This is a genomic window from Acidimicrobiales bacterium (assembly GCA_035316325.1).
GTDB lineage: Bacteria > Actinomycetota > Acidimicrobiia > Acidimicrobiales > VFJN01 > DASXTK01.
Genome location: DATHJB010000238.1, coordinates 1 through 11,796 on the forward strand (window position 1 = coordinate 1; position 11,796 = coordinate 11,796).

11 protein-coding genes are annotated in these 11,796 nt (G+C 74.7%); 3 read left to right on the forward strand and 8 right to left on the reverse strand.

Features of this window, described 5'->3' with window-relative positions; all coding sequences use genetic code 11:
- The 4 genes from VK611_30485 to VK611_30500 form a co-directional block, all read right to left on the reverse strand.
- On the reverse strand, positions 1-706 hold a 706-nt coding region (locus tag VK611_30485), incomplete at its 3' end, for a chaplin family protein (GenBank protein ID HMG45696.1).
- Positions 628-1,053 carry a hypothetical protein gene (locus tag VK611_30490; GenBank protein ID HMG45697.1) on the reverse strand — a complete coding sequence of 142 codons (426 nt, stop codon included), beginning with the start codon at positions 1,051-1,053 and terminating at the stop codon, positions 628-630. The genes VK611_30490 and VK611_30485, both read right to left, overlap by 79 nt.
- A 261-nt stretch (positions 1,054-1,314) precedes the next feature.
- Positions 1,315-2,289 (reverse strand): hypothetical protein, encoded by a 975-nt coding sequence (locus VK611_30495; GenBank protein ID HMG45698.1) that lies wholly within the window; start codon positions 2,287-2,289, stop codon positions 1,315-1,317.
- A 152-nt stretch (positions 2,290-2,441) separates the two neighbouring features.
- Entirely contained in the window at positions 2,442-2,798 is a 357-nt protein-coding gene (locus VK611_30500) for a hypothetical protein (protein ID HMG45699.1), read from the reverse strand.
- 198 nt (positions 2,799-2,996) lie between these two features.
- On the opposite strand from VK611_30500, the gene VK611_30505 reads away from it, so the two are divergent.
- Positions 2,997-6,251, forward strand: a complete 3,255-nt coding sequence (locus VK611_30505; protein ID HMG45700.1) for an AAA family ATPase — start codon at positions 2,997-2,999, stop codon at positions 6,249-6,251.
- Positions 6,252-6,311: 60 nt separating this feature from the next.
- Positions 6,312-7,271: a hypothetical protein gene (locus tag VK611_30510; protein HMG45701.1), complete on the forward strand. Its 960-nt coding sequence runs from the start codon at positions 6,312-6,314 to the stop codon at positions 7,269-7,271.
- Here the strand turns inward: VK611_30510 and VK611_30515 are convergent.
- Both VK611_30515 and VK611_30520 read right to left on the reverse strand, forming a co-directional pair.
- Entirely contained in the window at positions 7,268-8,188 is a 921-nt protein-coding gene (locus VK611_30515) for a PfkB family carbohydrate kinase (GenBank protein ID HMG45702.1), read from the reverse strand. The genes VK611_30510 and VK611_30515 overlap by 4 nt on opposite strands.
- A complete protein-coding gene (locus tag VK611_30520) occupies positions 8,176-9,636 on the reverse strand; it encodes a PLP-dependent aminotransferase family protein (protein ID HMG45703.1) in 1,461 nt (486 codons plus the stop codon). The genes VK611_30515 and VK611_30520 overlap by 13 nt, the downstream gene beginning before the upstream one ends.
- Before the next feature lie 25 nt (positions 9,637-9,661).
- On the opposite strand from VK611_30520, the gene VK611_30525 reads away from it, so the two are divergent.
- On the forward strand, positions 9,662-10,960 hold the full coding sequence (locus VK611_30525) for a PLP-dependent aminotransferase family protein (protein ID HMG45704.1): 1,299 nt from the start codon (positions 9,662-9,664) through the stop codon (positions 10,958-10,960).
- Here VK611_30525 and VK611_30530 read toward each other — a convergent pair.
- Positions 10,876-11,307: a hypothetical protein gene (locus VK611_30530; protein HMG45705.1), complete on the reverse strand. Its 432-nt coding sequence runs from the start codon at positions 11,305-11,307 to the stop codon at positions 10,876-10,878. The genes VK611_30525 and VK611_30530 overlap by 85 nt on opposite strands.
- 35 nt (positions 11,308-11,342) lie before the next feature.
- Positions 11,343-11,796: hypothetical protein (locus VK611_30535; GenBank protein ID HMG45706.1), on the reverse strand; the 454-nt coding region annotated here is incomplete at its 5' end.

Consider the following 11,796-nt stretch of genomic DNA (forward strand, 5'->3'; position numbering starts at 1 on the left):
TCGGCGGCGGCGGCGGGGGCGGCGGCGGAGGTGGCGGCGGAGGTGGCGGCGGGCACGGAGCCGGCGGGCACGCAGGCGGCGGGCACGCAGGCGGGCCACACGGCGGGGCCGGCGGGGCGGAGGCGACGTTGACGTCGCACAGCGCGCCGCCGAAGCCGGCACCGAGACCACCGAGGCCGTTGCCGTTGCCACACAGCTCGATCGGGACCGAGATCGGAATGGCGATCGAGTTGCCACTCAGGACGCCGTCGCCCTCGGCGCTCGACGCAGCCTGCTGCGGCCCGGCCGTCGGGCCAGCGGGGCTACCGCTGCCTCCGACGTTCAGGTCACAGACTGCGCCGCCGATGCCGAGGCCGGCGATGCCGATCCCGTTGGCGTTGCCACACACCTCGATCGGGATGGCGATCGGAACGGCAATCGAGTTGCCACTCAGAACACCATCGCCCGAGGCGCTCGACGCCGCCGACTGCGGGCCCGTATCGGGCGCCGCGTCGGCTGGCGCTACCGACAGCAGGAGGCCGAGCCCTGCGAACAGGGCACCTCCTGCTGCCGTACACAAGCGGTTCTTCACGTAGTGGTTCTCCTTGTAGAAGGTTGCGTTCGCGACTGACTGACGCCTAGGGCGTGTCAGTGCGAGAACAGCGCCAGATCGCAGGCGCTGCCACCGATGCCGATGCCGGCGCCGCCGCCACCGTTGCCGTTGCACACGACTTCGAGGGGGGTGGCCCAGGTCAGGGCGCCCGAGTTGCCAGCGGCGAGGCCGTCACCGTCGGCGCTGGAAGCGGCCTGCTGCGGGCCGGTGGTGGGGCCGAAGGACTGGCCGCTGCTGGCGACGCTCACGTCGCACAGCGACAGGCCGCCGCCGCCACCGAAGATGCCGATGCCGTTGGCGTTGCAGCCGATCTCGACGGGGATCGCCACGGCGGCGGCACCCGAGTTGCCCGAGAGGACGCCGTCGCCCGAGGCCGACGAGGCCGAGGACTGCGGGCCGGTGCTGGGAGCGCCGGCGCTGGCGGGGCTGACCCCGAGGAACAGGATTCCGAGACCGGCCATGACACCTGCAGCTGCGAACTTGCGGAGCTTCATCGCGTGTTTCTCCTTGGGTTTGGTTTGTTTCAGGGACGTCTGACCCACCCCCGGGGAGCGGGGACGGTCAGACAGCGGGGACGGCGCGACACACAGGAGGTGTGGGTGCGCCGCCGCGCACAGGCCCGCCGGGTGACGGCACGACGACCACGCCCGCAGCCGCCGCGCGCACCGGGGTCCGGGGCGGGGGCTCGGGGGTCGCCGGTCACGCCGGCGGGTACGAGCTGATTAGTCGGGCGTGACCGCGGGGCGGGACCCGGCGTTGACCGAGGCCCCGACCACCTTGGGCACCAGCAGTGCCCGCATGTCCGAGGCGGCGGCCCGCACGTGGGCCACTGCGTCGGCCATGTCGCCCTGGGCCCGGTCGGGGACGTCACGGCCACCGGGGCCCGACGTGCCCGGCACGGAGGCCGGAGCGCCCGACGCCAGCGGCAGGTGGGACACCGGCCGCGGGTCGGGGAGATCTTGGGTGTCGCCGGAGGCCGGAGTCGGGCCGGGCGCCGGGAGCGGCGCGGCGACTTCGGTCGACCGGGTGGACGTCGCCTGCCGGGCCGCGGGGGCCGTCTGCTCGACGACCGGAGCGGCGGGCCCGCCGACGGGAGCCGCCGGGGTGGTGGGCGCGACCGGAGCGTCGACTTCGGCGGCGACGTCCGAGTAGGTGAGGTCCGGGTCGGAGGTCTCGGGGAGGAGGTCCTCGACGACCGCCTGGTACACCGGCGTCGTCACCGCCTGGACCACGGGGGTGACGATCGGCGTCACGACCGAGTCGACGATCGGATCGAGCACCGGAGCGACGGCCTGGGTGAGGGTCGCGTCGACCGCCTGGTCGACGGTCGTCCGGGCGGTGGCGAGCACGTCGGGCAGCGCCGGCGCGCCCGGCACCGTGGGAGCGACGGGGGCCGAGGGCGTCACCGGAGCGACGACGGCCTCGATGGCTTCCACGAGGTCGACGTCGGCGGGAGCCGCGGCGTCGTCGGCGACGGCGGCGACCTCCGGGGCGGCGACGTCCGCGGCGTCTACGGTCTCGACGGTTTCGGTGTCCGCGGCCTCGTCGGCCGACGCCGTGGAGGTCCAGAACCACCACGTGACCGCGGCGACGACCCCGAACACGACGGCGCGGGTGATCGCCGCGTTGCGGCGATCGGCAGCGTCTGTGGAGCGGAGGTCGGCCGTCATGAGCACGCAGAGTGTTCCCTCTGCCACCCAACGAGTCAAGCATTTCGCCCGGCCACCCTGGTCAGTGCACGAAGCCCACGGCTACGGCACCGTCGATGGGCTGGCCGACGTCGCGCCGGCACGAGACGGGAGGACCGCCGCTGTGGGGGCCTGCTGGCCCCCACGGCCGACGACAGGTCCTAGGTGCTCCTCCACCCGCTACAGCCCTTGGCCTCCTCGCAGACCCGGAGGCGGGTGACCGGGTGCGCCCAGTCGGTCGCCCACCGCTCATCTTTGTTGCAGCCTCTGGCATGGAGGGTGCGCATCCCGGTGACGCCCTGGCGGTAGTACTCGGCGCGAACGCTGTGGTTGTCGCACTCCATGTCCCTCACGACCGCGGTGTGGTGGCTGTTGACGACCGTCGCGAAGTCGCAGTTGTCCATGACCCTGCAGAGGTTCAAGCTCGTGCCGTGGAACACGACGTGGTTCAGGCGGCTGTCATGGGCCGACGCGGGTGCGGTGGACATGATCGTGGCGCCCAGCACGACTGCGGCCACGACCCCCAGCCGCCTGACGGAACTGATCCTCGGCTTCGGCATCCTTCGAGCTCTCCTTCGTCTGTCGGACGGTTCTTTCGAGTCCCTGAACGTTCCGGGGCCTCCCTATGAGCGCGTGACGCCGGTGTGCCTCCTCGGCGGCACGGGCCGGGGTGACCGCACCCGGTGGGTGGTCGATCGCGTCCTAGGGTGAAACGGGTGGGACGGGACCTGGGGTCGACGGTCGAGCTGTTCGTCGGGCGCGCCCACGAGCTCGGGCTGGTCGAGGCGGCCGGCGCGACGGCGCTGCTGGGTCGGGGATCGCTGGTGGTCGTGTCGGGTGAGGCCGGCATCGGCAAGACCCGGTTCTGCGAGGAGGTCGCCGGCCGCGCCCAGCAGGCCGGCCTGCGGGTCGTGACCGCTCGCTGCTGGGTCGACGGTGGTGCCCCGCCGCTGTGGCCGTGGCATCCGATCCTGGCCGAGCTGTGCGGTGATGGTGCCGCCGACCTGTTGGCGCCCGCCGTGGGCCTCGGGACCGTCGATCCTGATCGGTTCGCCCGGTTCACCGCTGTCGCCGACCGGCTCGGCACGGCGTGCGCGCAGGAGCCGACGTGCCTGATCATCGACGACGTCCACGCGGCGGATGCCGGGACCTTGCTGCTGATCCGGTTCGTGGCCCGCGAGTTGAGGCGTCTCCCCCTGGTGCTGCTCCTCAGCCGGCGGCGAGGCGAGCCGGCTGACGACCGAACCGAGGCGCGGCTGCTGGACGAGGTCGACGTCGAAGCCACCGGTGTGACGTTGCGCCACTTCGATCCCCACGAGGCGGCGGCGTTCCTCGTCGGGCACGGCTTCGGCGACCTCGACGACGAGCTGATGGCGACCGTGGTCCGGGTGACGGGCGGCAACCCCCTGTTCCTGCGGCGGGTCGCGGCGCTGGGGCCTCCCGAGCCGGGCCGGGCGCTGCCGAGCGGCGTGCGCGTCGCCATCGATCAGGCGTTGGGCCGGCTGAGTCCGGGCGCCCAGCGAGTGCTGGGCGGTGGTGCCGTGCTGGGCCTCGTGGCGTCGGTAGCCGAGACGGCCGCCGTCGCCGGCAGCGATCCCGTCCACGTGCTCGACGCTGTGGCCGACGCGACCACCGCCGGCCTCGTGACCGCGGAGGGGCCGGATCGCTTCGCCTTCAGCCACGAGCTCGTGCGATCGGCGATCGAGGACCGGCTCGGTGCCGCCGGTCGCCTGGACGCTCATGCCCGCGCCGCCCGGGTCGTCGCGTCGGACGAGCCGGCAGTGCCGCCGGACCGGCTGGCCCGCCGTGCCCACCATGCCCTCGCGGCCGCGCCCCGATCGCCGGCGGACGCCCGGGTGGCGGCATCCGCCTGCCGGGCCGCGGCCGAGGCGATGGTGCGCAGCTTCGCGTACGAGCAGGCCGAGACGTTGCTGTCCGCTGCGGTCGCCCAGCACGAGACGTCGGCTCTGGGGCCACCGTCGGGGGAGCTGACGGTCGCCTGGGCCCAGGCCGCACTGCGGTGCGGGCGCATGACCGAGGCACGGGCCCGCTTCGACCGGGCCGCGGCCATCGCCCAACGCCAGGGCGACCCGGTCCTCCTGGCCGAAGCGGCGCTGGGGTTGGGCGGCCACTGGGTCAACGAGCATCGGGCGCCGGTCGAGCGGGCCCGCGTGCTGGGGTTGCAGCGCGCCGCGCTCGCGGACCTTCCCGAAGCGCAGGAGGCGCTGCGTTGCCGGCTGACCAGTCGGCTGGCGGCGGAGGAGGTCTTCGACGGTGGGCCGGTCGGGCCCGTGCTCGCCGCGCTCGACGCCGCCCGCCGCTACGGCGACCCGGCGGCGTTGGCCGAGGTGCTTTCGCTCAGCCACCACGCCCTCTTCAGCCCCACCCACACCTGGTCCCGGCTGGCACTGGCCGAAGAGCTGGTGCGCGTCGCCTCCGAGGCCGGCGACGGCGTGCTGGCCTTGATGGGGCTGTGCTGGCGAGCCGTCGACCTGTTCCACCTCGGCGACCCCCGGGCTCCACGGGCCCTGGAGGACCTCCGCGAGCGGGCGACCGCCCTGGCCTGCCAGAACGTCCTGTACATCGTGGCCGTGATCGACGTGATGCTGCTCGTCAGGGCAGGTCGGCTCGACGACGCGGAGTCCGCCGCCGGCTGCTGCTACGAGCTGGGCGAGGACGTGGGCGAGGTCGACACGCTCGGCTACCTGAGCACCCAGCTGCTGGGCATCCGCTGGTGCCAGGGCCGCGAGGTCGAACTGCTGGAGGCCGCCGAGGACGTGGCGGTGTCACCCACCCTGATCCGGGCCGAGTTCGCCCTCCGGGCCTCGGCCATCGCCATCGCCGCCCGGGCCGGCCAGCTGGAGCGGGCACAGGCCTCCCTCGACATCCTCACGGCCGGCGGGCTGGAGACGCTGCCCACGTCCAGCACCTGGACAGCCGGCATGGCCGCGATCGTCGAGGCTGCCGAGCTACTGGCCGACCGGACAGTCGCCCGCCAGGCCTACGACCTGCTCGCACCCTCCGCCGGCTTGCCGGTCATCGCCTCCCTCGGGGTCCTGTGCCTCGGTTCGACCGAGCGGCTGCTGGGCACCGCGGCGCTGACCTTCGGCGACGACGACCGCGCCGTCGACCACTTCGAGAGGGCTCTCGTCGCCAACCGCCGGCTCGGCAACCGACCGCTCGTCGCCATCACCCGGGCCGACTTGGCGAGGGCGCTCCGACGCCGGGGCCACCCCGACGATCGCGCCCGGATCGTCGACCTCCTCGAGCGGGTGGCCCGCGACGCCACGAGGATGGGCATGACGGCTCGTGCCCAGGCATGCGAGGCGGAGCTCTCGACCCTCCGGACGGCGGACGAGCCGGGCATCGGGCCCAAGGGGAACGGCCGACGCCGGGACGTCGCCATCCGCAGGGGCAGCCTCCGCCGGGACGGCTCGCGCTGGATCGTGGAGCTCGCCGATCGCCGGGTGCGCGTCGGCGACCTCGTCGGGATGACGTACCTCGCCGAGCTCCTCACCCAACCCGGCGAGCCGATCCCCGCCCTCGCGCTCGCCAGCTACGGCGTGGTCCAGCCCCCGCCGACCCGGCACGAGCTCATCGACGACGAGGCCCGCGCCAACTACGCGGCCCGGGCCCGCGAGCTCACCCGCGACCTCGCCGACGCCGAGGCCGACAACGACATCGGCCGAGCCGAGAAGCTCCGCGACGAGATCGATGCCCTCGTCGACGAGCTCGAGGTCACGGCCGGCCTGAACCATCACGCCCGCACCTTCACCGACAACAGCGAGCGGGCCCGCACCGCCGTCCGCAAGGCCATCAAGCGCGCCATCGACACCATCGACGACGCCGACGCCACCATCGCCGACGCCCTGCGCGCCACCGTCGTGACCGGCACCGAGTGCGTCTACACGCCCGACCCCCGCGCCCCCGTCACCTGGTCGACGCACGCGCCCGCCACCGGCGACCGCTGAGCCCACCACCCTCACACGGCTCTCACCGCACCATCACACGGTGGGCCTAGCGTCGCCCGGGTGCCGGGTGTCTCACGTGTCGCCGCGATCGGGGTCGCTCTCGCTCTCGCCGCGATGGGGCTGGTGGGGTGCAGCGCCGAGGTGACGCCGCACGCCCCCGTGTCGATCTGGGAGTTCGAGGGGTTCGAGGTGGTGTCGTCCATACCGGAGCACCCCGTGGGGCTGGTCTACGTGTTCCACGGCACCAACGGCAGCGCCCAGTTCGCCAACCGGATGGAGACGGTCGACACCCTCAACGAGCTGACCGACCGGGGCTACGGCTTCGTGTCCACCGAGAGCACCGAGCGCACCGGCGACCAGCGCTGGGAGGTGTTCGATCCGTCGCTCACCACCAACCCCGACCTCGCCCGCCTCGCCCGGCTGCAGTCGTCGCTCGTCGACACCACGGGGGTCGAGGACACCACTCCGCTCGTGGGCATCGGCATGTCGAACGGCGCCCGCTTCGTGAGCCTGTGGGGCCGGACCTGGGCCGACGCCGGCTACCCGGTCGCGGCGATCGCCATGTACATGGGCCGTCTCGCTCCCCCCGTGGTGGCGGGCGGTGGGCTCGACGGGCTTCCGACGTTCTTCGTCGCTGCCGCCAACGACTTCACCGTGCCGCCCGGTGGGGTGGTCGCCGACCACGACACCACCGCCGCGTCGGGCACGCCGACCGAGCTGGTCGTCGCCCAGGAGCAGCCGCTCACCAGCGCGCAGTTCCTGCGCATCCCGGGGATCGACGCGGACGAGGCCCAGGCGACGTTCGACGCCTTCGTCGCCACCGGCGCGTGGGACGGTGCGGGCCGGCGCCTGGTGCCGATCGACCAGGCCGTCGTGCTCGCGCTCGGCGCCCGGCTCCCCGACACCGTGGCCCCCGTCGCCAGCCACGTGGCCGACCAGGTGGCGCTGGTACTGGCGGTCCACCAGATGCGGGGCGACGTGAAGGTCCCGGTCGCCGACTTCTTCGACTCGTTCCTCTAGCGGTCGCGGAAGCGCCCGACCTCGGCGCGGGTGGGCATCGACGGCCCGGCGCCCGGTCTCGTGACGCACAGGGCGGCCGCCGCGTTCGCCTGCTCGAGCGCCGGCCCGGCCGGTGCGCCGGCGGCGAGCTGGGCCGCGAGCCAGCCCACGAAGCAGTCGCCGGCGCCGGTCGTGTCGACGGCCTGGACGGGGTGACCGGCCACCTCGACCGTCCGGTCGTCGACCAGCGCGACCGCTCCCTGGGCGCCGCGCGTCACGACCGCGGTCCCGGCTAGCCCCTGCTCCCGGAGCGCCCGGAGCGCGCCGGCGAGGTCGGCCACCGACGACGCGGCCGTGATCGGCGTGCCCGACAGGGTCGCCAGCTCGGTCTCGTTGACCACGAGCACGTCGACCAGCGCCAGCAGGCCGGCGGGCGCGGGCGCGGCCGGCGCGGGGTTGAGGACGCAGGTCGCCCCCACGTCGCGGCCGTGGGCGAAGAACGCCGCGACCGAGTCGAGGGGGATCTCGTACTGCGCCACCAGGACGTCGCCTTGCGTCGCCCCGGCGGCCCGCACCGCCGGCCCGTCGACGCCGGCGTTGGCCCCGGGGACGACCACGATCGTGTTCTGCCCGCCGGCGTCGACGGCGATCAGCGCGACCCCGGAGCCCACCCCGGACAGGCGTCGCACCTGCCCGACGTCGACCCCCGAGTCCGAGAGGAACTGCGCGAGCTCGTCACCGAAGGCGTCGTCGCCGACGGCGCCCACCAGCCGCACCGTCGCCCCGGCCTGCGCCGCGGCCACGGCCTGGTTGGCGCCCTTGCCTCCCGGAACGTGGCGCAGGTCGGCGCCGGCCACCGTCTCGCCCGGCCGGGGATGCCGGGCCACCGAGGCCACGACGTCCATGTTGATGCTCCCGGCGACGATCACGGCCGGCACGGATCCCCCATGTGGTGATCATCCCAGGCGGCGGCCAGGCGATGTACGGCCTCGGTGAGCGCCTCGGGGGTGGGGCTGAACGAGAGCCGCAGGCGGTCGGGGTGGAGGCCCGACGTCGACAGCGGCGCCTGGGACGCGACCGCCACCTGGTGCCGCAGGGCGACCTGGGCGAAGGCCGCGGCATCGGTCGCCGGTAGCCGCACCCACAGCGACATGCCACCATCCGGTGGCGTCCACTCCCAGGTGGGGAGGTGCGCACGCAGGCCGGCGGCGAGCACCTCGTAGCGGGCCTGCAGCTCCCGGCGGCGCCAGTCGCCGAACCCACCGTGGTCCCGCAGGAGCCGCTCGGCGAGGAGTTGGCTGACCGCGGAGGAGCCCAGGTCGTGGGTCGCCTTGATCCGGACGAAGCGCTGGGCGACGGGCTCGGGCGCCCGCACGAAGCCGACCCGCAGCCCACCCCAGAACAGCTTGCTGCACGAGCCGATCAGGGCGACGGCGGCGTCACGGCACCAGGCGGCGACCGGCGGGCACGGCGGGCCCCAGCCGAGGTCGTGGAGCGCCGCGTCCTCCACCAGCGGCACCCGGGCCTCGACCAGCAGGTCGGCGATGACCCGGCGCCGCTGGTCGGAGAGCACCTGCCCCGTCGGGCTGTGGGGGCCGGACTGGAGGTAGACGAGCGCCGGCCGCTGGGCGAGGGCGCGGGCGACCTCGTCGGGCACGACGCCGCCCCCGTCGACGGCCATCGGCACCAGCCGGGCGCCGGCCTGGGTGAAGGCGGCGATGGCACCCGGGTAGGTCGGGTCGTCCACGGCGACGACGTCACCCGGGCGCACCCAGCACATGGCGGCGGCGCTCAGGGCCTGCTGCGCCCCGGTCGTCACCACGACCTGCTCGGGCCGGGTGGGCAGCCCCCACCCGGTGACGTGCTCGGCGAGGACGTCGCGCAGGCCAGGCAGGCCCCAGGGCGTGTAGCCGGTGTCGGGCACGGTCGTCTGCAGGTCGTGGGTGGTCAGCTGCACGTCGGGGAGCCCGGCGGCGTCGCCGAGCACCGAGAGCGACAGGTCGATCACCGGGGACGGCCCCGAGCTGCGGTCGACCAGGCGGTGGACCAGCACCGACCCCTCCCGCCCCGGGGGCAGGCCCAGGGTGTCGGGGCCGAGGACGAAGGTGCCGCTGCCCCGCCGGCGCTCGACCACACCGTCGGCCACCAGGGCGTCGTAGGCGGTCACGACCGTCCCCCGGCTGACCCCGAGGGCCCCGGCGAGCTGCCGTTCGGCGGGCAGGCGGGTGCCGCGTGGCAGCGCGCCCCGGTCGACCGCGGCCGCCACCGACCGGGCCAGGCGGCGGTAGAGCGGGCCGCGGCCCGACGCCAGGGCATCGAGCTCGGCGAGGACGGTCTGGAGCACGTCGTCCTGCGCCAATCGCCCGGAATTGGCCCTGTCCACCATGGTCCAACCTTCGCAGACTGCCACCATGGCCCTCGCTCCGGTTTCGACACCGACGCCGACCCCGCCGCTGTCGGCGGCCGCCCGGCGGGTGGGCTCGTCGGCGATCCGCGACCTGCTCGCGGTGGCCGAGCGGCCCGACGTCGTCTCCCTGGCGGGCGGGATGCCGGCGCCGGAGACGTTCCCGGTCGACGCAGTGCGGGAGGCGACGGAGGCGCTCCTGGACCGTGACGGCGCCGCCGCGCTCCAGTACTCGGCGACCGAGGGCTACGAGCCTCTGCGGGCGTGGGTGGCCGGGCGCCAGGGCGTCGACGTCGCCGCCGGTGCCGCCGTCGAGCGGGTGACGATCACCGCCGGCTCCCAGCAGGGCCTCGACCTGGTGGCCCGGGTGCTGGTCGACCCCGGCGACGTGGTGGTGATGGCCGACCCGGGCTACATCGGGGCGATCCAGGCGTTCCGCCTCGCCGGTGCCCGGCTGGTCGGGATCCCCAGCGACCGGGACGGCCTCGACGTCGACGACCTCGCCGCCCAGCTCGCCGGCGGCCTGCGGCCCCGGGCGGCCTACGTCGTCGCCAACCTCTCCAACCCGACCGGAGCGACGCTGCCCGACGAGCGGCGCGACCGGCTGGCGGCGCTGGCCGACCGCTACGGGTTCTGGCTGGTGGAGGACGACCCCTACGGCGACCTGCGCTGGTCGGGTGCGGTGCCGCGGCCGCTGGCGGAACGGTCGGACCGGGTGGTGACGCTGGGGACGGTGTCGAAGGTGCTGTGCCCGGGGCTGCGGGTCGGGCACGTCGTCGCCCCGCCCGAGGTCACCCGGGGGATCGTGCAGGTCAAGCAGGCGGCCGACCTGCACACGTCGACCTTCGCCCAGCGCCTCGTCCACGAGCTGGTCACCCGGCCCGGCTTCCTCGACGACCGCCTCGCCACGCTCCCCGCCTTCTACCGGGAGCGGGCCGAGGCCCTGACCGCCGCCCTCCGCCACCACCTGGGCCCGGCCGTCGACTTCGCCGACCCCGAGGGCGGCATGTTCGTCTGGGCCCGCCTCACGTCGCCGACCGCCGACACGACCGCCCTCCTCCCCGAGGCCCTCGCCGCCGGCGTCGCCTTCGTCCCCGGCAACGCCTTCTCCGTCACCCACCCCCACCCCGCCCACCTGCGCCTCTCCTACGCGACGGCGCCGCCCGCCACCATCACCGAAGCCGTCCGCCGCCTGGCCTCAGCGCTCGCGGAGGCGGAGGCTCAGCCGACGACCGGCCAGCCGAGCCGGCCCAGCGCCGCCAGAACTCCCGCCGAGTCGGACGTCCAGAAGATGACGCCGTCGTAGCGGCCGTCGACCGTGTCGAAGCGGACGCCCCAGCGAGGAAAGCCACGGATCGCCCGCACCCCGGTGACAGCCGGCCGTTCGATCCACACCGGCACGAACCCGTCCAGGTGCACCCACGCCTCGTCGGCCCGCAGCGGGACGAGCGGAGCAGTCATGTTCCACCACCCGACGCGGGAGCCGCCCCGGTACTTCACGGAACTGCCGGGATCGAAGCTGTGCCTCGGCCACGTCGGCGGCGGCTTCCGACGGGCCCGGAACCCCTGACGGCGCAGCCCGTTCTCCATCACCAACCCCAGCGTCACCATGATGCCGAGGAAGGGGAGGAAGATCACGAGCATCCGGGCCATGACCCGACCCCCTCAGCGCTCGCGGAGGCCGAGGCTCAGCCGACGCGGGCGAGGTCGTGGGGGCCCGAGGCGGGGTAGGCGCCGGCGGCGCGGAGGGAATGGCCCCAGGGGAGGAGGATCTGGAGGAGCTCGGGGAAGTCGTCGCCCAGGGCTTCGACGATGGGGCGGCAGGGGCCGTCGGTCGCCTGCTCGACAGCCTCCCGGGTGACGCGGCCGTCGGGGGTCAACTGGCCGTCCGCCACCAGGCCGCGGGCGACGAGCCGGGCCTCGGCGGCGTCGAGCTGCTCGTCGGACCAGGCCCGGGTGCGGATGTACGTCCGCAGCGGGAGGCCCCAGTACAGCTCGGTGAGCAGGCCGATCTCGGTGGCGTCGAAGCCCGCCGTCGTCCACGCCGCGGTGTGGGCGTCGCCCCGGAACTCCCGCAGCATGTCGGCGAGCCGCCAGGCGTCGGCGAGCGGTCGGTCGCCCGGCAGCCCCAGCGCCAGCAGG

Excerpts from the sequence above, each read along its gene's own strand:
- VK611_30490 (HMG45697.1), bottom strand. The coding sequence starts at position 1,053 with ATGGCCGGTCTCGGAATCCTGTTCCTCGGGGTCAGCCCCGCCAGCGCC.
- VK611_30520 (HMG45703.1), bottom strand. The coding sequence starts at position 9,636 with ATGGTGGACAGGGCCAATTCCGGGCGATTGGCGCAGGACGACGTGCTC.
- VK611_30525 (HMG45704.1), top strand. The coding sequence starts at position 9,662 with ATGGCCCTCGCTCCGGTTTCGACACCGACGCCGACCCCGCCGCTGTCG.
- VK611_30530 (HMG45705.1), bottom strand. The coding sequence starts at position 11,307 with ATGGCCCGGATGCTCGTGATCTTCCTCCCCTTCCTCGGCATCATGGTG.